Below are 25,421 nucleotides of genomic sequence, written 5' to 3' on the forward strand. Positions count from 1 at the left end.
ATGTGAGCCGATGTGTAGCAGTTCGGTTGCGTGATTGTTAAAACATTAACCTTTCAATTCCCTTTCAATGCGGCAGAAACTTTACAGGATGTGATATGCGTCTCTTATTAGCGGAAGATAACCGTGAGTTAGCTCACTGGCTGGAGAAAGCGCTGGTACAAAACGGCTTTGCCGTTGACTGCGTGTTCGACGGCCAGTCGGCCGATCATCTTTTACACAGTGAAACGTACGCGCTGGCGGTACTGGATATCAACATGCCGGGGTTGGATGGTCTGGAAGTCGTCCAGCGCCTGCGCAAACGCGGGCAGACGCTGCCGGTTTTGTTGCTGACGGCGCGCAGCGCGGTAGCCGATCGGGTGAAGGGGCTGAATGTAGGGGCTGATGATTATCTGGCTAAGCCGTTTGAACTTGAAGAGCTTGATGCCCGGCTGCGGGCCTTGCTGCGGCGTAGCGCAGGCCAGGTGCAAGGGATACAGCAACTGGGAGAATTGGCGTTTCACGATGAAGGTTACTTTCTGTTGCAAGGACAACCGCTGGCGCTGACACCGCGTGAGCAGGCCCTGCTGACGGTACTGATGTACCGTCGACTGCGCCCGGTTTCACGCCAACAGTTGTTTGAGCAGGTGTTCAGTTTGAACGATGAGGTCAGCCCCGAGAGTATTGAGCTGTATATCCATCGGTTGCGGAAGAAACTGCAAGGGAGCGACGTGCGTATCGCCACGCTGCGTGGCCTGGGTTATGTGCTGGAGCGCTGTGATGAGGTGGGTTAAGCCCCAGTCGTTGTACCTGCAATTGCTGATGTTTCTGGGGCTACCGCTGTTGTTGCTGTGGGGACTCTCGGCGTTTAACAGCTACGTTAGCGCGTTACAGGCCGCGACGCAGGCGTATGACCGGACGCTGCTCTCATCGGCCAGAACGGTTTCTGAGCGGCTGGTGGTGCGTAATAAACACCTGGAAGTCAACGTGCCGTGGGTGGTACTGGACAGCTTTGAACTGAACATGAACGACCGACTGTATTACAAAGTGGTCGATCCGGCGGGGAAGGTTATCTCGGGGTATGACGATTTACCGGCCATGCCACCCGCGACCTCGCGTACCCGGCTGTATCCGGCGTTAGCGTGGTTTTATCATACGGAATATCGCGGTGAAGCGATCCGCGTGGCACGCCTGCTCCAGCCGGTCAATGAGGGCGGGATTGTCGGCATGGCCGAAATTTATGTCGCCGAAACGCTGCAATCACGTCGTTATCTGGCGCGGCAACTGCTGTTTTCCTCATGGGTGTCACAAGGTCTATTAGTTCTCCTGACGCTGGTGCTGGTCGGTTGGCTGCTACGTCGGGTATTACGCCCCATGCGTCAGTTGTCATCGCTAATGGTTCGTCGCGAACCAGGGCTGCTGACGCCACTGCCGGAGTTACTGCCGTGGTCGGAAACCCGTCTGCTGATTGTCGCGTTCAACCGCTATATCGACCGACTGCGAGGGCTTATCTCCCGCCAGGAGCGCTTCAGCGCAGATGCTTCCCATCAGCTCAAAACACCACTGGCAGTGCTAAAAACGCAGGCGGCAGTAGCTTTGGCGAGCCCGCAGCCGCAGCAATGGTATGAGAGCTTACAGGCGATGAGTTCAACGCTGGATAACACGATTCAGTTGACGGAAAGGTTGTTACAGCTTTCAGCGGTGAAGCGTAAAGAGCAGGGGGAAAGGCACTTTTCGCCCGTTAATCTGTATGACGTGGTGCAAACCAGCTGTTTTACCCGTCTGGCGCAGGCGCGCAGTAAAGCCATCGATCTGGGGTATGAGGGGGAGCAGGAGGCGCTGTGGATTGAAGGGGATGAGGTGCTACTCGGTGAACTGTGCGGAAATCTGCTGGATAATGCGCTGAAATATACGCCAGCGCAGGGCGTGGTGACGGCGCGGTTAATGCGCGAGGGGGAAGCCGTGGTGCTGGTGGTTGAAGATAGCGGGCCAGGTATTGATGAGCAACAGGTACATCAGGCGCTACTGCCGTTTCATCGTCTGGATAACGTCGGCAACGTCCCGGGGGCAGGGATAGGCCTGGCTCTGGTCAACGATATTGCGCGTCTACACCGCACACACCCGCAGTTGTCGAGGAGCGATACGTTAGGGGGACTGAGCGTACGGGTACGATTTTTAAGCATCACTATCTGATATCTTTATTTCCCGGGTGCAGATTATTCTTAAGAAAATTCCAAATAAGAAAGCAGAACATTATTAATAATAACGGCATGTGATTTATTGGTTTTATTTGTATGGCGCCGCAGTTAATTAATTTTAGCGGCTATTTAGGGGAAAAAGAGAAACGATTTTATGTTATTCATCATACATATAACGGCTTTTCATAGTCTACGAATTGTTATCTGTCAATAACGGTTGTGTTGTAAATTATCATCTTTTTTGGTGGTGACGACAAAATGCTTGCTCACAAATTAATGAATAAAATCATTATCATATAAGTGACAAGTGGGTGATAGTCACACTAATCAACATTATTTTTTACATTTACTGACAATGTACCATTGCGTTTTTTAGACTTGTGATATAATTAGCAACATGAAAAGAGAAAAAAACAATTAAATATCAATAAATAATGGGCTGAGATATGCTTAAAAATTCGCTAAAGATTAGCAGTCAAGGATATCCAGTCTTTTTGAAACTGGTCGATTTTATTGTAATTAATATTACGTTAATTTTTAGCGCCCATCTGTTAGATATGGTGCCGTTTAAGACCATTGTCATTCTGAGCATCCTCTTCTCAGTGTTTTTCCTGCTGCTTGCTGAATACACAAAAATGTATCAGCAGAAGATAAAAACCATCGGCATACGCAACCAAAAACGGCTGCTTTTTTGTACACTGTTGGCAATCTCGTTCAACGAAGTGATCAGCATGACGGTGGCCGAACCGGAGTCACTTGGATACCTGACAAGTCTGACACCGTCTTTTTTATCCCCTATTGTTTACTGGTATTTCATTCCTTTACCTTTTCTTTATTTTATTCGTTTTTTTATTTTTAAATATTCAACGAAAAAAAACATTCGTGTGGCGATTATTGGTCTGACCGACAACGGTGTGGCAGCAGAAAATGCGTTGATAGCTGAATACTCCAATATCAAATTAGATTTGGCTTTTTATGACGAACGCGCGTTGTCCCGCTGTGGTGATATCGTGGATAAGATAAAAAGTCCCTTTCGCGGCCCGGTCATTAATCTGGTTGAAGAGGCTAAGCAAGGGAATATCGACGAGATCTATATCGCATTGCCGATGGTGGCATTACATCGTATTCGTCACTTTTTGGCCATGATGTCAGATACCACGGTAGATACCTATATTGTTCCTGATTTTTATACCTACAGTAACAATATGTCCAAGCTGCGCTCGATCCACAATCTGCAAACCATTGGCATCTTTAGCTCACCGTTTGAAGGGGCCGGTTCATTTATTAAACGTGCGGAAGACCTGATTCTCGGTAGCATCATTATGGTGATGATCTCCTCACTGATGTTAGCGATTGCCATTGGTATTAAACTTACCTCTCGTGGCCCGGTGTTTTTCAAACAAGATCGATACGGCCTGAGTGGACAAAAAATTAAGGTATGGAAGTTTCGCTCGATGCGAGTTATGGAGAATTCCGATACGGTTATCCAGGCCACCAAGAATGATCCACGTGTGACAAAATTTGGTAGTTTCTTGCGACGCACCTCTCTGGATGAACTCCCGCAATTCATTAATGTGTTGCAGGGAAGTATGTCTATTGTCGGTCCCAGACCTCATGCGGTTACGCATAATGAACAGTACCGCAAACAGGTCGAAAACTACATGATCCGCCATAAAGTTAAGCCGGGGATCACCGGGCTTGCGCAGATTAACGGTTTCCGTGGGGAAATCGATGCACTTTATAAGATGGAAAAGCGCGTTCAGTATGATATTGAATATATTCAAAACTGGTCGTTATGGCTGGATATAAAAATTATTATTAAAACTATTTTCAAAGGATTTGTCGGTAAGAATGCATACTAAATTAATAGTTATTACCGGAATCGTGATATCGCAGTCCGCATGGGCTGATTTAACGCCGAAATCACACATTGGCTTTGCGGGGATCGACTTCCAGGGCAAAGTTGCTGTGGATTACGGTTATGATGATAACGTGACTTATCAGCCCCATAACCGCGATGCGATAGGGTCAGCTTTCCAGAGCGCAGCGCCGGTGTTTAGTATGATCGGTGAGCGCGGCCAGGATAAGTATTTGCTAATGTATTCAGGCGATTATCGTAACTACTCAAGCGATTCTGCCGATAACTATAACGACCATTTTTTCCGTTTTAACGGTGCCTGGCGTTATGGGCAAATGCATGGCTTAACCCTGAATCTGGAAGATTCTATCGGGCATGAATCCCGCGGCCGCGATATCACAGAGGGCTTTTTGCCGAGCCAGTTCCGTCAGTATGGAATTAACTCTCCTCTGACGAATAATTTTATCAACAGTGAGTTGCGCTATAGCTATGGCGCACCAGATGGACGCGGTAAAGCGGAACTGGCGCTGTTATATAAAAAACTGACGTTCGGGAATACCTCGGATGTGCAGGATACCAGTCCGGATTTTTACAATTATATTCAGCAGCAGGAATGGCATGAAAATAGTCTGGTGGCTGAAGTTTTTGACCAATACACATCCAGAACGCGCTTTCGCTATAGCTTTATTACGAACCAGCGTCACTATGATAACAACTCAGAAAAAGACAGTAATGAATACTATTTGCTTTACGGTCTGAAATCGCAGTTGACGGGGAAAACCAACGTCGACATGAATATTTCATGGCTGTACAAAACATTTGAAAATGCCGCAAACTCGAGTGATTTTAATGGTCTAAACTGGGATATAAAGGGGGAGTGGAAGCCGTTAAATCAGTCAGTCTTCACCGCCCACTCTGCTCAAAGTATTAAAGACCCCTCGGAAGTTGGGGGGTATATCTTAGTGACTGAGTATGGGATTTCTTATCAGCATTTCTGGCTGGGTAATCGTTTTTCTACTTTGCTGGACTACTCATACACCACGGAAGACTATAAAAAACAGAACAAGGATCGACATGATAAAAATGGTGTATTTAGCGTAACCATGAGCTATGACTACACGCCGTCTGTCAACTTTGAGATTAAATATCAATTAGATACCTTGAATTCGAATAAGGATACTGATTCGTTTTATATCGGTCCCGACGACAGTAAGAAAGTCATTAGAACGTTGGGTTATGATAATTCTATGATTATGCTTAAAGCTAAGGTTCAGATCTAAAATGAAAATAATAGAACTGTGCGCGTTTTTCCTATTCAGTATCCTGTTGGTCGGATGCACAACGTCCAGGCCACCATTAATGGACGATCCTGCTGCGGTGGCAGAGGATTACCGAATTGGGGCGGGGGATACTGTCAATATCGTTGTTTACGGGGAACCCGAAATGACGATGAAATTTATCGTGGATAAGAGTGGAACAATAAACTTCCCTTATATCGGGGTGCTGGGTTTAAAAGATAAAACACCAGAACAGGTGAATAGTGAATTAACTCAACGCTTGCGCAATGGGTATATGGTTAATCCCATGGTGACCGTGAGTCTTGCCGAGTTCCGCAAGTTCTACGTGTCAGGGGAAGTGAAAAGCCCGAATGGATTCGCCTGGGAGCCGGGACTTACCGTAGAGAAAGCGATTGCTCAGGCGGGGGGATTTACTGACCGTGCAGATCGCAAAGATATCAACATTCGCCTCTCCGGTAGCAATCAGCTACTTGAGAATGTTGATTTAACGCACTCTGTTCGTCCTGGGGATGTCGTGATTATTGGCATGGGGTTCTTCTAACGATGAAACTATCTATAGTGGAAAACGGCAAGCAACGAGAAAACTCCGTCGATTTCTCCCGCTTTGCCAAAGAACTGAAAAAGAACGCCTGGAAAATCGCGCTGGCCGGCATTATTGCCGGGGTTGTGGCGTATCCCTTGATCAGCATGATGTCATCAAAATATGTCTCGACGGCGACGGTGCTGATTAAGGCACAAGCCGATAACGTTTCGCCGTTTCCCCAAGTGGATGGTTTTGATTCAACGCGGAGTGGTTACTACGAAACGCAATATGCGCTGATGCAGTCGCGCATTATCCTCGAGCAGGCGGTCCGCGATCTGAAGCTGGATGAAAACCCGGATTTTACCGGGGTGAAGCCCGGCTCTGGCAGTGAAGATCAGCAACTGAGGGTTGATCAGGCGCTGAAAACATTGTCGAAAGACCTGAAGGTCATCGGTATCCGTACCACCAATCTGGCCTCTATTTCTTACGAGTCTTCTTCGCCTCAACTTTCCGCTGAGATAGCCAATGGCGTCGCTCAGGCTTTTATCAACTACACGGTAGAACAAAAGCGTCTGAAAGCAGAGCAGGCTCGCAATCTCAACTTTGAAAAAATGGAAGAGATTCAGCAATCGATAGCGAAACAAAAAGAGGAAATGGATAGCTACCTGAAAAACTCTGGGCTGCTGACCTTCCGCGGTATTGATGGCTTTGAAACAGAGCAGTTAAGCATTGTGACCAACCGTCTTGCCGATGCGACCCAACGCCGTGTCGCCGCGGAGTCTGTTTACAATGAAGTCAATAGCCGAGGGAAATCTTCAGGCGATATTATTTCGCTGCCATCAGTTTCTGACCATGCTCAGATTCAGGATTTACGCATTGCGCTGATCCAGGCGCAGCGCACGTTGTCGGAACTGCGCAAAGTGTATGGGCCTAAAAGTGCCAATATTTTAAAAGCAGAAGCCGATGTGCAATCAATCCAAAATCAAACGGGTCGGGTACTGGGTGAGCTAAAACTTGGCTTACGTCAGCAGTATTTGGCCGCGCTGGCCGACGAAAAGAATTACCAGCAGCAGGTTGCTGAGCAAAAAGAGATCTTCCAGAAGATGGCATCAAAACGGGATGCCTATAACAGCCAAAAATTGGCGTTAGATAAAATGGAAGATCTGTATAAGACGCTGTATCAGCGGACTCAGGAATTGTCGCTGTCCGGGGTTAATGCGGATGCGGTGCTATATGATCCAGCCGTTCCTCCGTTAAAGCCGTCTAAGCCGAATAAATCGCTGCTGCTCGTGATGGTGGTGATGCTGGTTGTGGTATTCAGCATCATGTATTTCATCGTCAAAGCGGCAATGGATAATTCAATCAGCACCCTGAGCCGTCTGAAGAAACGTCTCAATGTCGAGCCATTGGGCGAAATTCGTCGATTTACTGGTACTTCGGGACGCGCACAGGTGCGGGATATGATACTGAAGAACCCGCTGAATGCCGATATCATCCACGGTATTCGTACCCGAATTATGCTGGATAATCGGCCGCTACAGACGATCGCTATTGCTTCGGCGGAGCAGGGTGAAGGGCGTTCCCTGTTGGCGAATCTGTTGGCCAGCTCATTCAGCTTCGATCAGAAAACGTTGCTTATTGATGCTGATTTCTTCAATACCAACGGCCTGTCTTCTGAACTGGCATCGGCGACGTCTGCGGGTGTGGCGGAGCTGTTGCGGGGTGAGGCTCCGCTAGAAAAAGCACGGATTAAGATCGCTGAAAATCTTGATTTTATCCCCCACGGTAAGACGACCATTTCCTCGTTACTGATGCTGTCGTCAGAGCATGTTGAACCCGTGATGTGCGAACTGAAGTCGCAGTATCAACGCATTATTATTGACGTTGCGGCGGTGAATCAAAGTCAGGATATCCAACTGATCAAACGAGCCGTTGATGGGGTTATCTTTATCGTGAAAGCCGGGACCGGTTCTGCGGAGAATATCGCCAGCGCACTGGATAAGATTGAGGATAATCAGGGCGTGGTGATTGGCGCGGTGTTGAATGCGGTCGAGGAAAAAAACCTTGAAACGCAGGAAGGGTTGCGCTCATTGAACTTCAATACTGACCAACTGATGACTACGCCAGGTCGTGTATGAGTTTACTGAAGAGCGCTTCTACGATAGCCAGTTCATCAGTTGTTTCGCAGCTGATTGGTGCGCTGTCTATCTGGTTGATCTCACATAAGTACGATATGGCAGAGGTTGGGCTGTATGCGCTCAACTACAGTATCGCGGTGGTGGGGGCACAGGTGTGTACCTTTGCCTCCCAGCTGTTGATTCCCAAACAGCAGGATGACGAGCTGGCGCAAAATGTGGTGTTCTGTTTACTGCAAAGCGCGCTCATTGCCTTACCGTATGCCGTCCTGACCGCGTGGTTGTTTCACCAGAACATACTGTTTCTCTATTTGCTGACGCTTTCAACGGCGTGGGCGTTAATATCGGAAAACTTATCGCTGCGGACAGCCAACTTTTATTTTCTGATCTTTCAGCGTATTTCTGTCTCTGTGGTGGTGGTGCTCTCGGTACTGCTCACGCACCAGGTACAGACATTTTACTGGTCCTGGGCCTGCGCCATGATAGTGCTGACCACCAGCTGTATTTTACATTCGTTTGATATTCGCTCGGTGACGTCGCAGCATTTGCGTCCGGCAAGTAATTTGCGATTTTTTAAACAGAATATTCATCATATCACTAAAGTCGGTAGTGCTGAGGTGCTGGCAATGGCGAGCAGTAACTTGCCTATTATGCTGATTAACTTCTGGTTTTCGGCGCTGACGGCGGGGTATTTTTCCGTTGTAAGCCGGTTCTGTCTGGCACCGGTAGTGATTATCGGCAACGCGGTACGCAATACCATTTTTTCTAAATGGTCCATCGACTTCAGAAATAACACCTTCAATTATCAGGAGTATACGAAGGTGCGTATGCTGCTGTTAGTGCTGGGGGTTGTCTGTACCTTAGGCGTCTTTATTTTCTATCCTATTGTGATGCGGCTGGGTTTTAGCGAAGACTGGATTAACTCCATTGAGACGTCGCGCTACATGCTGCCCTATTTGTTCCCGGCGCTGGCGATAAGTCCTTTAACGGTGATTGAGCTTATTTTTGGCTCGCACCGCTATTTTCTGCGTATCCAACTTGAACAGTTGGCGATTGTGCTACTGGCGTTTGTGGTCGTTCCCTATTTTTACCCTGATTACGCGGCATCAGTAATATTGTTCTCTTCACTGACATTTATTCGCTATGCGTTCATTTACCTGAAAATGAACAAGCGGGCCAATCTCCTGAAACACAAGCCGGTGACGCCATGACACTGAATACCGGAAATTATTTACAGGTCTACACCTTTATAACGCTGATCCTGTGTGGTCTGGTGCAGTATTTCACCGGCATGCAATCCGTGTTGTGGATCCCGTTTTTCCTGACATTACTGATGGTGGGATTACTGGTGATGCAGACGCGAGACGGGGCGTTGCGTCTGGATGCACAGGAAACCATTATCCTTGCGCTGTATTTTTCCTTTCTGGTGCTGGCGGGAACATCGACCCTGATTCAGGGCGGGGTCACCGTGGCAATTGTGGCCTTCAAAAATGAAATCGCGTTATCGCTGGTGATGGTTTGTTTGCTGTTGGGTTTTTGCCGTGAATCGCAGATATATCGGGCGACACGCTATCTGTACTGGGTGTTCTATGCGCAAATCCCGGTGATGATTTATCAGGTTTTGCTGGTTGTTCCTCAGCGTGTGGCTGTGCGCGGGGAAGATGAAAAATGGGACTCCGTGGTAGGCACATTCGGCGGAGACCCGATGGGTGGCGGCAATACGGCGGCGATGGGGTTATTTTGCCTGTTAATTATGTTGCTGAAACTCTCTGAATATAAGCACGGGCTTACGACGTTTAAATCCGCAGCGCTGCATATCATCCTTGGAATAGGGTTATGCATCATTGGTGAGGTCAAGTTTGTCATCCTGCTGTCACCGATATTTCTGGCATGGGTGTGGATATCGCCGAGCTATGTTAAAGATGTCAGTAAGGTAAACCTGAAGACGTTATTCGTCATTGTGGCAGGAATGCTGGTGCTCATCGGCCTGTCGATTATGATACTGGCCTGGTACTACTCTTCCGCTTTTGGCAGCGATCCGACGAAAGGCTCATTAAGCATTTTTATTGATTCATTGAGCTATATCTTTGATCCGAACTACATCATGTCGACCGGAGAGTTGGGGCGTTTCACAACGTTTCTGTTCTGGTTAAAAAATAACGATCTTTGGGGACTGTCGGGCACATTATTTGGCTATGGGCTTAATGCTACAAACAGTGGTAGTACGGTCTCCCCTGGGTTTTTGAACATTATCTATAACCTGATTTTAGACTCGACTGCTCTGAGTATGCTGCTGTGGGAAGTTGGCATTATTGGCACGCTGCTGTTTATTGGCTTGTTTATTTATATTCTGAAAGTATGCCAGCCAAAACCAGTATTGATGCTGGAACAGTTGGATAAACAGGATCTGCAGTTACTGAGCTTTGCGCCAGCGTTTAACGCTTTCGCTATCAGTTGTTTAATCAGTTTACCTTACAGCCAGATATTGATGATTACGCCGATGTTACAGTTCCTGTTCTATTTATCGCTGGGGGCGAGCTTAGTGATTCGTCGAACCGTACTGCGCAGTGCAGGGGGATGGTATGGACAATAAACCATTTATTTCAGTGAGTATTAAGACACTCAACGAATCTAAAGGTATTGAGAAAACGATCGACAGCATTCGGCGTCAGTTGGTCGGGTACCCGCATAAAATTATTGTGGCTGACAGTTTGTCGACAGATAACACCCAGCAGTTGGCTGCCAATAAGGGCGTCACGGTAGTGTCACTCACCGATCCAGGCGATCGCTGTTGTGGGGTGGGCCATCAGTTGGGCTATCTATACAGCGAAGGGGAATATTTATTACTGATGGATGGAGATATGGAGCTGGAAGAGGGCTTCATTGACCAGGCTGTCGCCTTTTTGCAGGCGGAACCGGACTATGCCGGGGTGGCCGGTACCGTCGAAATGGATGATGCCGTTAACTATGAATTTAAGTCTCGTAAGCAGCGGATCAATAAAATCTATCCTCTTGGCGATAGCGATCATCTGGGGGGCGGTGGACTGTATCGTCGGTCGGCAATTGAAAAAATTGGTTATCTGACCAACCGTAATTTGCACGCGTATGAAGAGGCTGAGCTGGGTCTGCGTTTAATCGAAGCGGGCTATAAACTGCGGCGTCTGGATATTCCTTACTTCAGCCATACCTCACATACGCTGCCGACGTTTAAGATGCTGGCGCGCCGCTGGTCCAGCGGTTATTACCAGGCTCCGGGTGAGCTTTTGCGTTGTAGTTGGGGGAAACCCTGGTTTTCCCAGTCATTCAACATCGTGAAGAATGAGGCGGTATTTGCGCTCTACCTTATTCTCTTATTTGTTGCGCTGCTCACCTTTAATATCAACGTGTTTGCCGTTGCGCTTCTCCCATTACTGGCATTTGCCTTGTTGAAGATTGTGCAAAATCGCTCGTTAACAGATGGGCTGCAAAGCGTTATTAATTTAATCGTACGCTCAGCGGGGCTGATCAAAGGTATTTTTTACCCGGTACGCGATCCGCTGACTCCGCCCAACAGTAAAATCATTCATGAATAACCGGGGCAGGCGCCATGAAAGTATTATTAGTTAACAAGTTTTTTTTCATCAAAGGCGGCGCGGAAACGGTTTATTTTCAAGAACGCGACATGCTGAAACAGGCTGGTGTCCAGGTCATTGATTTTTCCATGCAGCATGAGAAAAATTTCCCCTCTGATTATGCGGATTATTTCGTCAGCAATGTCGATTACCATCAAGAGAGTAATCTGTTGGGGGGTATCAAAACCGCGGTTAACTTTATTCATAACACCCAGGCCTGCAAAAAAATGCTGGCGCTTTTACAAAAAGAACGCCCCGATATCGTTCACTTTCATAATATTTACCATCAGTTGACGCCGGCGTTAATTAAAGTGGCGCGTAATTTTGGCTGTAAAACGGTGCTGACGGCGCACGACTATAAGATTGTCTGTCCTGCATACTCCATGTTACGTGATGGGAAGGTGTGTGATGCCTGTATCACCGGTACCGTTTTCAACGCCTTCCGCTATCGCTGTCAGGAAGGCTCTGCCTCGAAAAGTTTGCTGCTCTCGTTAGAAGCGACCTGGCAATACATTGCCCAAAATTATCAGGCTCTGGATGTGATTGTTTCACCCAGCGTCTTTTTACGCGGCGTGTTACTCCGAACGTTGCCGAAATCGCGAATCGATGTGATCGTCAATGGTGTTGATGATAGCCAGCCCCTCGATGAGGTCGTCGATGACGGTTATATACTGTACTTCGGCCGCCTGAGCCGTGAAAAGGGGGTGGCAACGTTGCTGGCCGCTCATCAGAAAATGCGTAACCCGGCTCCGCTGAAAATAGTGGGGCACGGTCCGTTGCATGACGAGTTAGTGGCGAAATACCCGGAAGCTGAGTTTTTAGGTTATGTACAACAAGGGGATGCCCTCAATACGCTCATTAAGCATGCCCGCGTGGTTATCCTCCCCTCTGAATGTTATGAAAACTGCTCAATGGCGGTGCTGGAGGCGATGTCTTTCGCGAAACCGGTGATCGGGTCGCGCATTGGTGGGATCCCCGAACAAATACGTGACGGTATTGAAGGGCTTTTATTTGAGCCGGGTAATGCGCAGGAACTGGCGAAGGCGATGGATACTCTGGTTGATGACCCGGATAAAGCACGCGTCATGGGCTTACGGGGTCGCGCGCGCCTGAGTGAAAAATATGCGCTTAGCAAACATATGGATACCTTACAGGCGCTATATAAAGAACTTCTGAGCAGGCCATAGAATGAGTAAAAAAATAACGGTTTTTGGTACCCGTGGTATTCCGGATGTATTGGGCGGTGTGGAAACCCACTGCCAGAATCTTTATCCGGCGATTAAACAACAGTTTGACGTTGATATTTGTGTTATCGCCCGCTCGCCGTATGTTAGCTACAAACGATCTTCTTATAAGAAAGTTGAGACCTATGCACTGTGGGCACCCAAAAAACGGTCACTGGAAGCGATTGTGCATTCTGTTTTAGCGGCGTTTAGAACCTGTGTCGACGGTTCTGATATTGTGCATGTCCACGCTATAGGGCCGGGTTTGGTGATCCCATTATTACGCGTGTTAGGCAAGAAGGTGGTTTTTACCCACCACGGGCCTGATTACGATCGTCAAAAATGGGGATTTGTCGCCAAAAAAATATTGCTGCTGGGTGAACGCTGGGCGGTGAGATATGCCAATGAGGTGATAGTGATTTCTGAGGTCATTAACCAACTGATTCAGAAAAAACATGCTCGCTATGATGCGCATTTGATTTTCAACGGCGTCAATAAGCCCCGTCCGTTGTCAGAGCAAACCCTTCATGCCACGCTTTCCCGCTTTGGGCTCGAGGCGAAAAACTATTTCGTGGTGGTCGGACGGTTTGTGGAGGAAAAGGGGATGCATGATGCCATCTCCGCGTACAAACAAAGTGGTTTGCAACAGCCGCTAGTGCTCATTGGTGATGCCGATCACCCAACGGAATACAGTATTCGGCTCAAGCAACTTGCCGCTGATACCCCTGGCGTGGTGATGACCGGATTTTTAAGGGGAGATGAACTTCAGGCGGTGTTTTCGCAGGCCAGGCTGTTCGTTATGCCTTCCTACCATGAAGGGCTACCGATTGCGCTTCTGGAGGCGATGTCGTATTCCCTCCCGGCGGTGGTGAGCGATATTCCCGCAAATTTGGAAGTGCAGTTGCCGTCTGAGGCCTATTTTCGGGTCGGCTCATTGTCCAGTCTTGCTGAGAAATTAACCGCCTGGGCCAGCGCAAATAGCGTGGACTATCGTGTCTATTTGCAAAATTACGACTGGCAGGAAATTGCCAGAAAAACAGTCAATGTCTATCACTCAATTGATAAAGATGTAGGTTAATTTTGACCAGTCCTCAGAATCGCCCCCCCGTCATCGAACGATTTTATGCGCAACTTGATGAGCATATTTCGGAGGGACTGACTCCGGAACAAAAAGACGGGATCGAGAAAGCGATCGTCGCCAGCACTCTGGCATCAAGACATCGAATCGATATCCGCAGAAGTTTTCCATTTTTCGGTAAACGCTTTTATCTGGTTTTTTTATTCGGCAGAGACTTACGTCAGCGGCATCGTCAGGAGTCGACCTTATCGACCATGCTGCTCACTTTTTTGCTGCTGCTAGGCACGTTGTTTGTCACCTGCTGCGTATTACTGACGCTATATATGATCAAATCCGCATTGGGTATTGATGTGTTCCAACATTTTCACGTGGGTATTTGGGACTGGTGGTTAAGCCTGAAAGACCGCTAGTGTTAACAAACCTGTGGAGGGCGTCACTGCGATGAAGTGTAAATGGTTTTCTGCGCTGTTGTGTCTGTTCTGTCCGCTGACGGTACTGGCCGCCTTAACGACCGTAACCCCCAAAGCATTGACGGGTCCACTGACAAACCCAGGTATCGGGGTCGCCAGTTTTCATCAGGGATACGGTGAAACGCTTGGACTGGCGGATTATCCCGACACCGGCTTTGAATATGAGCGCTTTTACTGGCGTGACCTTGAGCCTGTCGAAGGCCAGTACAATTTTGCACTGGTTGATGACGCCTTCAGGTATGCCGCGGCGCATCGACCGGCGATGAACGTCGGACTGCGCTTTATGGCGCTTGCTGAGCCGGAAACCGGTTCACAAATTCCCGACTGGTTGATTAAAAAAGGCGTAAAGGGAACCTGGACGCCGGACAAAAAAACCTTTATCCCTGATTTAGACGATCCCCTATTTATTGAATATAGCCAGCGCCTGCTGAACGCAATGGGTAAACGCTATGATGGTAACGAGAACCTGGCTTTCGTGGATATTGGCATGGTGGGGTCGTGGGGAGAGTGGCATAACAGCAACTTCCCGATGCTGAAGCCATTGCTGGAGCGCTACACCACGGCGCAGTTAGATCGCTATGTGGCGATGCATTTCTCTGCTTTCCCCAACACGCCAAAAATTATGCTGATGAGTGGTGGGCAAAGTCTGGCGAATGCGGTCGCGCGCGGGGCGGGTTGGCGTGCGGACTGCCTGGGCGATCTCCGCGTGTTTTCTGCTTCCTGGAATCATATGGCGGATGATTATCCGCAACGGCTGCAGGCTGCACAGAAAAGCGATTCAGGATTTAACGATGCCTGGAAACATGCGCCAGTGAGCTTTGAGATCTGCTCGTATATGCAGGACTGGAAAAATATCTTTCACTATACGCGAGAGGAAGTGCAGGGGATTTTTGACTGGGCGGTGCAGCAACATACCAGTACGATTAACCTGAAATCGAGAACCGTGCCCCGTGAGTATCGTCCGATTGTCGACGAGGCGCTGACAAAACTGGGTTATCGGTTTCGCTTGGCATCTCTGAGCCACGAGTCAGTCTGGGAAGGTGGACAAGAACTCACCCTGACAAGCACCTGGTATAATGAGGGTAACGCGCCGATTTACCTGCCCTACACGCTGGCATTTCGTCTGGTTGATGAGGCCAATAAGGTGGTGGCACAAGGGAATGTCCCGGAAGATATACGTCACTGGCTGCCCGGAGAGCACCCACTGAGTTACCCGATGCCGATGCCCGGGACGCTGCCAAAAGGGAAATATGCTCTTGAAACGGCGATTGTGGATAAATCCGGTGCGGCAAGAATTAACTTTGCCAATGAAGGGAAGCAGAGCAACGGTTGGTATCGTGTCTCTGCGGTAACGGTGAAATAGCCTGCCGTAGTAAGGAGCCTGGCCATCAGGCTCCTTATCGTTGAAAATTAAACGTGATAGCCATCCGGATTGTTTTTTTGCCAGTTCCAGGTGTCGCGTATCATTTCATCCAGGGTGTAGATGGCCTGCCATCCCAGCTCTTTTCGTGCTAACGACGGGTCTGACCAACACTCGGCAATATCCCCGGGCCTTCTGGCCACAATCTTATAATTAATGCGGGTTTGCGCCGCTTTCTCGAAGGCTGCAATCAGGTTAAGTACGGAATACCCGATACCGGTACCGAGATTGAAGACTTTGTATGCCGCCCCTTTTTCCTGGCAATCCAGTGCCGCTAAATGGCCAGTTGCCAGATCCATCACATGGATGTAATCACGCACACCGGTGCCGTCGGGGGTTGGATAGTCATTTCCATAGACCGACACGCTTTCCAGCTTGCCAATCGCCACCTGAGAAATATACGGTACCAGATTGTTGGGGATACCATTCGGATCTTCGCCAATCCTGCCCGATGGATGCGCGCCGACTGGGTTAAAGTAGCGTAGGCAGGTGATTCGGAAATCGGGCTGTGCGCGGGAAAAGTCTGCCAGAATTTGCTCGACCATGAATTTTGATGTGCCATACGGATTGGTGGTACCACCGGTTGGCGATTGTTCACTTAATGGAACGCTTTCCGGGTTGCCGTATACCGTGGCGGAAGAGCTGAAAATAAAGTGCTTCACTCCCGCAGCCAGCATCTCACGCAGTAAAACCAGCGTGCCGGTGACATTATTGTCATAGTAGGCAAGCGGCTCTTTTATGGATTCTGAAACTGATTTTAATCCAGCAAAATGAATGACATCGGTGATGTTATGGTTAGAGAAAATCGTTTTCAGAACATCGTTGTTCAGCACATCAGCAATATAAACGATGGGCGCTTTACCGGTCAGTTCCGCAACCCTGTCCAGGGATGTTTGTGAGGAGTTGGAAAGGTTATCGATGACCACAACATCATCACCTCTTTCCAGAAGCGTCAGCACGGTATGTGAGCCAATATAACCAGCACCACCAGTGACTAAAATTGCCATACAGTCTCCAGATATATTTTTTGCAAACTATCATTAATTCATTAATGCCACCGCATAAATAAACGTTATTGGTGGCGTCGGTTAAGGTAAAAATTCCGATATTTCACCCGGCATTTATAAGATATTTTTTTAAGTATAGAAAACAGGCTGAATTTGCTTATCTTACTGTCATACACGATATAGTTATTGGTGAAGTTCAGCGTGTGGACGCCCTCGCTTTGGTTGATGCTGGCATTGATCTGCGCAATCAAACGCTCATCAAAGCTGGATGCGTTAAGCGTGATTAGCTCTTTGATATAAACAGACTTTCCGTACGTCTCTGGTGTGCATTCCTGAGTGAGGAAATAGAGTTTATTATCAACGCAGTGTGGTGCGCCAGCGCCCCGGGGGTGTTGATTCGACAGGTTAAGCGTGGGCATTATTTTTTGCCATGGCCCGGTTACATCACTGGCTGTATGGATAACTAACTCATCTTCCATCGTGGTGGATAAAAGATAAAGATTTTCATGCAACGAGACGACGACGTTATCGGTGAGCGCCTGGTCAGGTACTAATACTTTTACCTGTTTCCAGCGCGTAGGGAACTCTATCGACTGGAATAAGATAACCTCTTTCCTTTCTGAAGACTCCGGGATCATGAAAAGCTGATCGTTGCTGTAAAATAAAAAAGGAAATGATAAATGGCATTTTAGGTTATCAAAACCGTCGAGTTTCACATCCTCAAGCTCAACCAGGTTAGCATCAAGGATACGGCAGCGCAGAATACCTTGCGAATTACGAAAGCTTAGTGCTTCATAAAAAACATAAACTTTATTGTCTTTTTCAATAATGAAAGGATCGGCCTGAAAGGTATATTTCTTTTTGAGCTGTTGGGCTCGGGTGCGGTTCAGAATTTCCAGCGTATTAGTGGGAAAGGTATGCGAACCATTATTTTTCAGGATCATAATATCCCACGACTCATGAAAAAATAACATATTAATCAGTCTGTTATTTTTCGTTCGCATGCGTACCTGCTCCTTTTTATCGCTTAATCTATTGCGGGTTCCACGACGGCCACACTGATGGCTAGTTTAAAAGCTAGTCGCAAGAGGAGTGTTTGTCTACTAACAGAAATCGTAGTGGAAGGATTGCCAGAGCATCCGTGCTCCAGTACTGATTTACTCGAAATGGACGTGTGGATTATCGGCCAGCGAAACGTAAGTTTTGCTGTTCTTATCCAGAGTACGAATTTCTCCGCTTTCGATGTCGTAGACCCAGCCGTGCAGACGAATCGCGTTGTTACGCAGGCCAACAGCCACGCAAGGATGCGTTTTAATGTTGTTCAACTGGGCAATCACGTTTTCTTCCACCATGGCATTTACTTTATCGATTTCGTTAGCCCAGGTTTTCTTTTCAACCACGGCTTTCGCGGCATCGGCATAGTGCAACCAGTGGGCGACAGCAGGCATCGGGTCCAGGGGTTGGCTTTCTGCGATGGCTTTCATCGCACCGCAGTTGGAGTGACCACAGATAACGATATCCGTCACGCCTAAAGCAACGACCGCGTACTCAATGGTCGCAGACACGCCGCCAGGCTCCGGGCCAAAAGACGGTACGATATTACCGGCGTTACGGATAACGAAAAGCTGTCCTGGCTCTTGCTGCGTCACTAACTCTGGCACCAGTCGGCTGTCAGAACAGGAGATGAAAAGCGCTTTAGGATTCTGGCTGGATGCCAGGCTGCGGAAGAGTTCCTTACGTTGAGGGAAAATCTCTTTTTGGAAGTTGAGGAAGCCCTCAATGATATGTTGCATAGCAGTGTCTCTTTTCTCTGTTTAAGCAGGTTATGATGAAGATCACACTTTCCAGTTTAACACCAGCCGACAGAAGGGAAAGACTTTATAGCAGTTCGGTCACTATCTTTGGGCAATGTTGCCCTGACGAAGCAGGGCAAGCGTCGCGGTCTGCGTTACATGTTCTGCCGTTTCTGGTATGCCGCTTTTAGTCTGTTCATCGCCTCTACCAGGACGGCGCGCGGGCAGCCAACGTTCAGACGCATGTGCCCCTCTCCGCCGGGACCATATTGTGACCCCGGTGACAGGCCAAGTCTGGCTTCATGGACAAAAAAATCGCTTAGCTGCGTCTCGCTAAGCGCCATTTTTTCGGCATTCAGAAAGAGCAGATAGGATGCGCCACCATAGACAATTGAGATCAACGGACAGTGCATTTCGATTTCATTTCTAACAAATGCTACATTATCAGCCAGATAAGCCAATAATTCCCGGTGCCAGTCACCGCAATGGGTATAGGCGCTATAAATCGTTGCCTGTTGCAGTGAGTGAGTCTCTGCAAGATAACAGTTATCGAGAAAATGATAGAACCGGTGACGCAGTTCATCATTCTTTATAATAGCTATCCCTCCCTGGATCGCCGCCGTGTTGAAGGTCTTGCTAACAGAGGTCAGTACGATTGACTGACTTCCTACTGCGTCATCGAGGGTAAAAAAGGGCAGGTGTTGCTTACCTGGCAGGGTTAAATCGCTATGCACTTCATCGGAGAGAATGATGACGCCGGCCTGCTGGCAATAGTGACTGATTTTTTCAAGCGTTTCCCGTGACCACACCATTCCACCAGGATTATGTGGCGAGGGAAAAAGAAACATTTTGCACTGTTTAAGTTTCTCGCTGAAATCTTGCCAGTCAAATTCATAGCAACCGTCTTTTTCAATAAGGCGGGTCTGGAGTAAATGCCTGCCGCTGGTTTTCACCAGGTTAGGGTAGGGGTCATATATTGGGGTACAGGTTAATATATTGTCTCCCGTGCGGGTAAGTGCCAGCAAGGACATGACAATGGTTTTTATAACGCCGGGAACAAAATGCAGCCAGTGCGATTTAAGCTCGGCATTATATTGTTGTGCGTACCACTGGATAACGGACTCTTTCCATTGCGGATAATCCAGATTATAGCCTTGAACAGGCTGCTCTACTACTGTGCGTAACGTATTCATGATGGGGTCTGGCGTAACAAAATCCATATCCGCAATCCACAGTGGTAATACATCGCTGGTACCGTACATTTGTTGTAATTGTCCGTATTTGCGACAATTAACATCCCTTGTGACAATATCATCAAACAAAGACATTGCTGACTCCTGGAAAGTCTCTGAAAATAGTTTACGCAACGCAAAAAGCGCAGAATGTTTATGTATATCTAATTGATATATTAAATTTACCCTGGTGATAGCTAATATTTATCTACGTATTAGCCTATGATTTTTGCTCGACCATATGCTCTGTAGCTTCATTTGGTTCATATTTAGCAATACCGATACCCGTTGCCGCCCACAGCAATGCAAAGATGACGCCGCTGTAGCAGAGGATTGCCCATGGCAGGTAATCAAGCGTTGTCACGCCCAGCATAGTGGCGCAATAAACGCCCGAAGCAGACCACGGAATAATAGGTTCGACAACGGTTCCGGCATCTTCGGTGGTTCGCGAAAGGTTCTTCGCGGCCAGTCCACGTTTTTTGTATTCATCTTTAAAGGCATCGCCGCACAATAACAACGGTAAGGTTCCATTGGCGGTACAGGCGCAGATGGTGAACGTCGTAACAATGGTGGTAGCGACCAGGCGGAATGTTGATTTAACTCCTTTTGTCAGCGCGTTAATGACCGTGTGCAGGGAGCCTGTCGCGCTCATGGCACCAGCAAAACTAAAGGCGCTGAAGACGGTCACAAAGCTGCTGAACATAGAGATTGCGCCGCCTCGCTCTAATAAGCGTGAGACATCAGATGACAGTACAGGAATATGATCTCCGGTAAGCATCGCGAGCTTAAAGCCGCTAACCACGGATTCGCCGACCGAAGATGCGCTGAATTGTTGAAAAACCAAAGCCAGAATCATTGATACGATGGTGGACAAAAACAGCATCGGGATAGGCGGTTTTTTCGATAGCGAACCGTACAAAACGATAATCGGCGGTAGCAACAACAGAAGGTTGAACTGATAAATCTGGCCGATAGCGTTCATTAAATGGGTGATATTTTCTGGTGCACTGGCAGCGGCATCAATGCCCATACCCATATAGCTATACACTACGCAGCAAATAATGAATCCCGGACCGGTGGTCCACAGCAAATGGCCAATATGGGAGTACAGATTTACACCGGCAGCCAGTGCCGCCATATTGGTTGAATCAGAGACCGGCGAGAGTTTATCGCCAAACCAGCAACCTGAAACAATGGCACCGGCGGCGATGGGCAGAGAGACATTAAGGCCAATGGCCACACCAATCATGGCAATTCCGACGGTACCAATGGAACCCCATGAGGTGCCGGTACACACTGAAATCAATGCACCCAGCATAAAGGCTGAAATATAAAAATACTGGGGGTTAATCCACTTCAAACCATAATAGATCATCATCGGGATGGTACCTGATACCATCCAGGAACCAATCAAAAAACCGATACTGGCGACAATCAGAATGACTGGCAGTGCTTCTGATATTTTATTGCAAATCGATTGCAGAATATCATCCCATGTATAGCCATGAGCAATGGCGATAAATGAAGCGGCTGCCGTGCCCATCAGGATCATCGGTTCAGCGCGAATATTGAATATAAAATATCCGATGCTTATCCCGCCCAGCATGATAAGCATCGGTAATACTGACCAAAAGAAAGAGAGTTTTTTTCTGTAGTGTGAGGTACAGCTATTTTGTTCCATAATTCCATCCCAATCGTTAACGGTTGAACAAGCCAAAGAAATACCTGCTACAGGCCAATCAATAACGGAGTGGCGTAGTTACGTGAGTTGATGATCGAACTCTATTTTATTAACTGTTTCAGGCGATCTGTTCTGGCCTGCTGTTATGATGTTCATATTTCAGCAGTAAAATAAGAGATAGATTTGATAGTCAATTATCCCTCCGCATAAGGTGGATGATTTCGGCGTTGCTGACTGAGCTTGCGATACTGCTGAGGCGGCATACCGACGTATTTATGAAATGAGCTATAAAATCGACTGCTGGAGCGAAAACCCGCAATCATCGCGATATCCAGAATGGTTTTATCGGTGTCGCTGAGTAATGCCCGTACATGGTTGATGCGCATCGCCGTAATATATTGTTTCATCGTCAGTTGCATTACGCGATGAAAGATACCCATCGCATAATTAGGATTAAGTTTGACGTGATCGGCAATGGCCTCGACGGTCAGCAATTTGTCACAGTTGGCGGCAATAAATTCCAGCATCTGGCTGACGTAAAATTGTGAATGCCGCGAAATGCTGTTCTTCTGGGTCCGTACAGTTTGGTTTCCCAATACTGTCCGCCAGCCTGAGAGGCTAAACCGCTTGAGCATCAGGGCGATTTCATCAATGGCTAACTGACGAATCTGTTCGTTATCGCTGTTGAGCTCATTTTGCCAACGTTGAACCTCAAAAGCGCTCAACTGCTGGGATGCCGACGAGGTAATCACCCGGCCGTGCGTCACGTGATTAATCAGCTCTCTATCCAGCGGCCAGGACAAAAATAAATGCATGGGCAAGTTGAAGATAGCCATTTGCTTACAGTGCCCGGCATTCGTGAGCTGATGAGGGGTACACGCCCAGAACAGTGTGATAAAACCTTGTTTGCTCTGTACCACTTCGTCATTGAACAGGTACTCAACATCACCATCAAATGGCACATTCACTTCAACCTGCCCATGCCAGTGACTGTAAGTCATGGCCAGCGGCTCCCGCAGCTCGACATCCATACGCTGATACTCTGAATAGAGTGCCAGTGGGCTACGAGTCTTTTTTTCATAGCTGCGGCACATATGGGGATCATGCGGCAGCTGCGGAATACTTTTAGCCATTACGGGTTGGTTCCTGAAAAGTGAATTTGACCATGAGGTAGCGCCAAAGCATGAACATAGCTTAACCGAAAAAAATCACCGTTTTCTCTCCATTTTCGCGAAATTATTCCCAAAAACTCAGATCGCCTGTCTGTCACGTGAAGATCTGAGTTATCGGGAATGACGAGCTTTACATCAGTATTCCCGGTATGCAGCGGCGCATAAATCGGCGTTATAGCAATGGCTCAAATTCACGCCATACCGGTATTGACTAACCCCGGAAACGGTAATGGGAAGGGTAACAGTGGCAATCATGGTAATCGCCAGAAGGGAAATTCAGGTAACAAAGGCAATCAGCGCAGCGTAAAAACTATGGCAAACCGGATCACGTTTAGCTATCACATGGCAAGGCAATATGCTGTCAGATGTGGTTTGACGGGGTATAAGTCGCTGCCATCGGGTATTATAAAAAAAACGCTCTAAGAAAATGGCTCCAAAAGAAAACTGTTAAAATCTCAAAAATCCAGTCCCCCGTTCACTTAAAACATCTTAAGTGAACGGGGTTACGCATCATGGAAGTTTTGTCGATATTAATATTTGAATTTAAGTTTTCAAATACCACTTTCCTTGTTATTCAAAAATGAAGATGTTTCATCCGCCTCAAGGGTGAATTTTGATGTATTACCAGATAGATTTTTTGCCAAATTATGAAGGTTTTTGGTACTTTGAGCCGACGCATCCACGAGTGATGCATTTTGGAGTGTAACGGTGTCCATCTGGTTTACTGCTGCTGCAATCTGATTAATACCAAGATGCTGCTCATCCGAAGCTACTGTTATATCTTCCATTATTTCACTAACGCGTGAAACAGAGAGTGAAATCTCTTTCATTGCTTCACCAGCATTAGATACTTGCTCCGTCCCTTCCGCAATTCTTGTAACAGCATTATTAATGAGCCCGTTAATTTCTTGCGCGGCATTGCCACTACGAGTGGCCAGGTTACGGACTTCTGAAGCAACTACAGCAAAACCACGTCCCTGTTCTCCTGCCCTGGCGGCTTCCACAGCAGCGTTAAGCGCAAGTATATTTGTTTGATTAGCGATACTATTGATAACGGTACTGATGTCAGAAATTTGACGGGCATAGTTTTCTATATCCCCCATGGTGGAAACAGCTTCAGCCATAACATCGGTACCTTTGGTTACCGTTGTTTTTGCAAGTATCGCAAGCTGATTTGCTGAATGTGCATTTTGAGAGTTATTTCCAACGGTGATCTTGATTTGCTCCATGCTTGCTGCTGTTTGCTGCAGTGAACTGGCTTGTTGAGATGTCCGAGCAGAAAGATCCTGGTTTCCTTCAGCGATTAGATAAGAGCTTTCATCAATGAGTTGGACATCATGTTTAACTGATGAAATAATCTCTTTGAGAAACTTTTGCATTTCACTAATATTGGAAAATAGATCCCCAATTTCATCTTTTCTGGCTATAACAATATTACCAGTTAAATCACCGTAAGCTATTTTACGCGACAGTACATTGACCTCGCTGATTCTGGCTGTAATGAGTTTCTTCACAACAATATGTGAAGTGAAAACAAGACCAAGGAAAAGCGTTGCCAATAGCATTAGATAAATATTATTGGTTCGGCTAAAATTAATTATGAAGTCAGTCCCATCTTGAATGTCGTACTTCATTATTAACCCCGTAAAATTATCTGCTAAACGGGTAAAGCTGCTATTGCTCAATGGTGTGGTTTTATTTTGTTCTAGATCTCGTATCTCTTTTTCAAAGCTTGACTTCAAATCTTGTGTTAATTTAACACCTGACTCTGTAGTTTTTGGTGCATGTTGCAAAAACACACTAAAACTTGATTTTGCTTTATCAATCAATTCATTCTTATCTGCTTCAGTGGTAAGACGAATCTCTTTTAATATTGCTGCTGTGTCAGTTAATGATTTATTTTGATAAAAACTTTGGATTAAACCATTATAATTCACGGATATTTTGTCAATAGAAATAAATGAAAAAATTGAGAATATCAAGAACATTAACACGAAAACAATGTTAATAGATAGCAAAATGTTGCGGATGGATATGTTTCGCATTTGTTATTGCCTTTGCTAATTTAAATGTATGAGCTGGACGACGGAGAACCATCATCCGAATGGTGATAAGAACCATTCTGTTGGATGATAAAATGTCTCACAAATGTTTTTAATAAGAACAATGTGTGATTTGTTTATTAAGTGTTTTTCATGTTCTCTTCTGAGTGTATTACATCCTTCTTTTAGATGCCTGGTGGCTCTTCAGTTATATAGTAATAAGACTACATATATCCCACCGGTTGATTAAGATAAAGTTATGGAAAAGTTTTAGTATAAAATGAAGTAGTTAATCGTTTTTGGCGTCTACATAATTCACCGTTATCTGGTTACTCAGGATCGTTAATGGGGGAGATATTACTCCCCGGGTCATCAAAACGTATTCAAATCTGTATGGCCATGAAGCTGAATAGCCGGAGGGAAATGATATTTCACCCGCAAGGTCTGGTAGCGTTAAACAGCCATCTAAGCTGCAGAATTTGATCTTCAGATCTGCCGGGATACGACCATCTGGTATAATTTTCCATACTAATTTTGTAGGTATTGCTCTGCCATTGAAAGGAGAAGATGGCTGCAACTGTTTGCTTTTTAAAACCTGACCCCCACGCGTTAGCATTCCACCAAAGCTCTGACTACTCCATGAGAATTCACCGGCCAGAACCAATGAAGATTGCAGTAACAACATGAATACCAGAGTTATTTTT

General features: G+C 46.9%; 21 protein-coding genes. 13 read left to right on the forward strand and 8 right to left on the reverse strand.

The annotated features are described in order from the left end of the window. The first annotated feature begins 95 nt into the window (after positions 1-95). From tctD to FDX19_RS16650, 13 genes are all read left to right on the forward strand, one after another. Positions 96-770 (forward strand): transcriptional regulator TctD, encoded by a 675-nt coding sequence (gene tctD / locus FDX19_RS16590; protein ID WP_137383557.1) that lies wholly within the window; start codon positions 96-98, stop codon positions 768-770. After that, the gene (locus FDX19_RS16595) at positions 757-2,169 is read left to right on the forward strand and encodes a sensor histidine kinase (protein WP_137383558.1); all 1,413 of its coding nucleotides are present in this window, start codon (positions 757-759) and stop codon (positions 2,167-2,169) included. Before tctD ends, FDX19_RS16595 begins: the two co-directional genes overlap by 14 nt. Before the next feature lie 451 nt (positions 2,170-2,620). Beyond that, on the forward strand, positions 2,621-4,036 hold the full coding sequence (locus tag FDX19_RS16600; RefSeq protein ID WP_137383559.1) for an undecaprenyl-phosphate glucose phosphotransferase: 1,416 nt from the start codon (positions 2,621-2,623) through the stop codon (positions 4,034-4,036). Further along, entirely contained in the window at positions 4,026-5,312 is a 1,287-nt protein-coding gene (locus FDX19_RS16605) for an outer membrane beta-barrel protein (protein WP_137383560.1), read from the forward strand. The genes FDX19_RS16600 and FDX19_RS16605 overlap by 11 nt, the downstream gene beginning before the upstream one ends. Position 5,313: 1 nt before the next feature. Next, positions 5,314-5,871, forward strand: coding sequence for a polysaccharide biosynthesis/export family protein (locus tag FDX19_RS16610; RefSeq protein ID WP_137383561.1), 558 nt, complete (start codon positions 5,314-5,316; stop codon positions 5,869-5,871). A 2-nt stretch (positions 5,872-5,873) separates the two neighbouring features. After that, complete coding sequence (locus tag FDX19_RS16615) at positions 5,874-7,991, forward strand: polysaccharide biosynthesis tyrosine autokinase (RefSeq protein WP_137383562.1); 2,118 nt, start codon at positions 5,874-5,876, stop codon at positions 7,989-7,991. Further along, complete coding sequence (locus tag FDX19_RS16620) at positions 7,988-9,199, forward strand: lipopolysaccharide biosynthesis protein (RefSeq protein WP_137383563.1); 1,212 nt, start codon at positions 7,988-7,990, stop codon at positions 9,197-9,199. Before FDX19_RS16615 ends, FDX19_RS16620 begins: the two co-directional genes overlap by 4 nt. Further along, entirely contained in the window at positions 9,196-10,581 is a 1,386-nt protein-coding gene (locus FDX19_RS16625) for a capsular biosynthesis protein (RefSeq protein ID WP_137383564.1), read from the forward strand. The genes FDX19_RS16620 and FDX19_RS16625 overlap by 4 nt, the downstream gene beginning before the upstream one ends. Then, on the forward strand, positions 10,571-11,560 hold the full coding sequence (locus FDX19_RS16630; protein WP_137383565.1) for a glycosyltransferase family 2 protein: 990 nt from the start codon (positions 10,571-10,573) through the stop codon (positions 11,558-11,560). The genes FDX19_RS16625 and FDX19_RS16630 overlap by 11 nt, the downstream gene beginning before the upstream one ends. Positions 11,561-11,574: 14 nt before the next feature. Next, positions 11,575-12,786 (forward strand): glycosyltransferase family 4 protein, encoded by a 1,212-nt coding sequence (locus tag FDX19_RS16635; RefSeq protein ID WP_137383566.1) that lies wholly within the window; start codon positions 11,575-11,577, stop codon positions 12,784-12,786. Between the two features lies 1 nt (position 12,787). Continuing rightward, positions 12,788-13,900 carry a glycosyltransferase family 4 protein gene (locus tag FDX19_RS16640; protein ID WP_137383567.1) on the forward strand — a complete coding sequence of 371 codons (1,113 nt, stop codon included), beginning with the start codon at positions 12,788-12,790 and terminating at the stop codon, positions 13,898-13,900. Positions 13,901-13,902: 2 nt separating this feature from the next. Continuing rightward, positions 13,903-14,310, forward strand: a complete 408-nt coding sequence (locus FDX19_RS16645; protein WP_101742956.1) for a hypothetical protein — start codon at positions 13,903-13,905, stop codon at positions 14,308-14,310. Positions 14,311-14,341: 31 nt separating this feature from the next. Beyond that, on the forward strand, positions 14,342-15,733 hold the full coding sequence (locus FDX19_RS16650; RefSeq protein ID WP_137383568.1) for a DUF4832 domain-containing protein: 1,392 nt from the start codon (positions 14,342-14,344) through the stop codon (positions 15,731-15,733). Between the two features lie 47 nt (positions 15,734-15,780). On the opposite strand, the gene galE is transcribed toward FDX19_RS16650, so the two are convergent. The 8 genes from galE to FDX19_RS16695 form a co-directional block, all read right to left on the reverse strand. Continuing rightward, on the reverse strand, positions 15,781-16,797 hold the full coding sequence (gene galE, locus FDX19_RS16655; RefSeq protein ID WP_121584947.1) for a UDP-glucose 4-epimerase GalE: 1,017 nt from the start codon (positions 16,795-16,797) through the stop codon (positions 15,781-15,783). 65 nt (positions 16,798-16,862) lie between these two features. Then, positions 16,863-17,801 carry a hypothetical protein gene (locus FDX19_RS16660; protein ID WP_137383569.1) on the reverse strand — a complete coding sequence of 313 codons (939 nt, stop codon included), beginning with the start codon at positions 17,799-17,801 and terminating at the stop codon, positions 16,863-16,865. A 153-nt stretch (positions 17,802-17,954) separates the two neighbouring features. After that, positions 17,955-18,590, reverse strand: coding sequence for a carbonic anhydrase (locus FDX19_RS16665; RefSeq protein ID WP_005122990.1), 636 nt, complete (start codon positions 18,588-18,590; stop codon positions 17,955-17,957). Positions 18,591-18,745: 155 nt separating this feature from the next. Next, positions 18,746-19,918, reverse strand: coding sequence for a MalY/PatB family protein (locus FDX19_RS16670; RefSeq protein ID WP_137383570.1), 1,173 nt, complete (start codon positions 19,916-19,918; stop codon positions 18,746-18,748). A gap of 124 nt (positions 19,919-20,042) precedes the next feature. Next, positions 20,043-21,503, reverse strand: a complete 1,461-nt coding sequence (nhaC, locus tag FDX19_RS16675; RefSeq protein WP_137383571.1) for a Na+/H+ antiporter NhaC — start codon at positions 21,501-21,503, stop codon at positions 20,043-20,045. A 194-nt stretch (positions 21,504-21,697) separates the two neighbouring features. Further along, complete coding sequence (gene melR / locus FDX19_RS16680) at positions 21,698-22,636, reverse strand: transcriptional regulator MelR (RefSeq protein WP_137383572.1); 939 nt, start codon at positions 22,634-22,636, stop codon at positions 21,698-21,700. 590 nt (positions 22,637-23,226) lie between these two features. Further along, a complete protein-coding gene (locus FDX19_RS16690) occupies positions 23,227-24,720 on the reverse strand; it encodes a methyl-accepting chemotaxis protein (protein WP_137383573.1) in 1,494 nt (497 codons plus the stop codon). Between the two features lie 286 nt (positions 24,721-25,006). Then, positions 25,007-25,402 carry a flagellar protein FlhE gene (locus FDX19_RS16695; protein WP_137383574.1) on the reverse strand — a complete coding sequence of 132 codons (396 nt, stop codon included), beginning with the start codon at positions 25,400-25,402 and terminating at the stop codon, positions 25,007-25,009. Between the last annotated feature and the right edge of the window lie 19 nt (positions 25,403-25,421).

This window comes from Citrobacter sp. wls619, assembly GCF_005281345.1.
Classification (GTDB): Bacteria; Pseudomonadota; Gammaproteobacteria; order Enterobacterales; family Enterobacteriaceae; genus Citrobacter.

Bases quoted from the DNA above. Each gene is read 5' to 3' on its own strand.
- FDX19_RS16660 (WP_137383569.1), bottom strand. From the start codon at position 17,801: ATGCGAACGAAAAATAACAGACTGATTAATATGTTATTTTTTCATGAG.
- FDX19_RS16690 (WP_137383573.1), bottom strand. From the start codon at position 24,720: ATGCGAAACATATCCATCCGCAACATTTTGCTATCTATTAACATTGTT.
- FDX19_RS16625 (WP_137383564.1), top strand. From the start codon at position 9,196: ATGACACTGAATACCGGAAATTATTTACAGGTCTACACCTTTATAACG.
- tctD (WP_137383557.1), top strand. From the start codon at position 96: ATGCGTCTCTTATTAGCGGAAGATAACCGTGAGTTAGCTCACTGGCTG.
- FDX19_RS16595 (WP_137383558.1), top strand. From the start codon at position 757: ATGAGGTGGGTTAAGCCCCAGTCGTTGTACCTGCAATTGCTGATGTTT.
- FDX19_RS16635 (WP_137383566.1), top strand. From the start codon at position 11,575: ATGAAAGTATTATTAGTTAACAAGTTTTTTTTCATCAAAGGCGGCGCG.
- FDX19_RS16620 (WP_137383563.1), top strand. From the start codon at position 7,988: ATGAGTTTACTGAAGAGCGCTTCTACGATAGCCAGTTCATCAGTTGTT.
- FDX19_RS16630 (WP_137383565.1), top strand. From the start codon at position 10,571: ATGGACAATAAACCATTTATTTCAGTGAGTATTAAGACACTCAACGAA.
- melR (WP_137383572.1), bottom strand. From the start codon at position 22,636: ATGGCTAAAAGTATTCCGCAGCTGCCGCATGATCCCCATATGTGCCGC.
- FDX19_RS16640 (WP_137383567.1), top strand. From the start codon at position 12,788: ATGAGTAAAAAAATAACGGTTTTTGGTACCCGTGGTATTCCGGATGTA.
- FDX19_RS16605 (WP_137383560.1), top strand. From the start codon at position 4,026: ATGCATACTAAATTAATAGTTATTACCGGAATCGTGATATCGCAGTCC.
- FDX19_RS16615 (WP_137383562.1), top strand. From the start codon at position 5,874: ATGAAACTATCTATAGTGGAAAACGGCAAGCAACGAGAAAACTCCGTC.
- FDX19_RS16600 (WP_137383559.1), top strand. From the start codon at position 2,621: ATGCTTAAAAATTCGCTAAAGATTAGCAGTCAAGGATATCCAGTCTTT.
- FDX19_RS16665 (WP_005122990.1), bottom strand. From the start codon at position 18,590: ATGCAACATATCATTGAGGGCTTCCTCAACTTCCAAAAAGAGATTTTC.
- nhaC (WP_137383571.1), bottom strand. From the start codon at position 21,503: ATGGAACAAAATAGCTGTACCTCACACTACAGAAAAAAACTCTCTTTC.
- FDX19_RS16650 (WP_137383568.1), top strand. From the start codon at position 14,342: ATGAAGTGTAAATGGTTTTCTGCGCTGTTGTGTCTGTTCTGTCCGCTG.
- FDX19_RS16610 (WP_137383561.1), top strand. From the start codon at position 5,314: ATGAAAATAATAGAACTGTGCGCGTTTTTCCTATTCAGTATCCTGTTG.
- FDX19_RS16695 (WP_137383574.1), bottom strand. From the start codon at position 25,402: ATGTTGTTACTGCAATCTTCATTGGTTCTGGCCGGTGAATTCTCATGG.
- FDX19_RS16670 (WP_137383570.1), bottom strand. From the start codon at position 19,918: ATGTCTTTGTTTGATGATATTGTCACAAGGGATGTTAATTGTCGCAAA.
- galE (WP_121584947.1), bottom strand. From the start codon at position 16,797: ATGGCAATTTTAGTCACTGGTGGTGCTGGTTATATTGGCTCACATACC.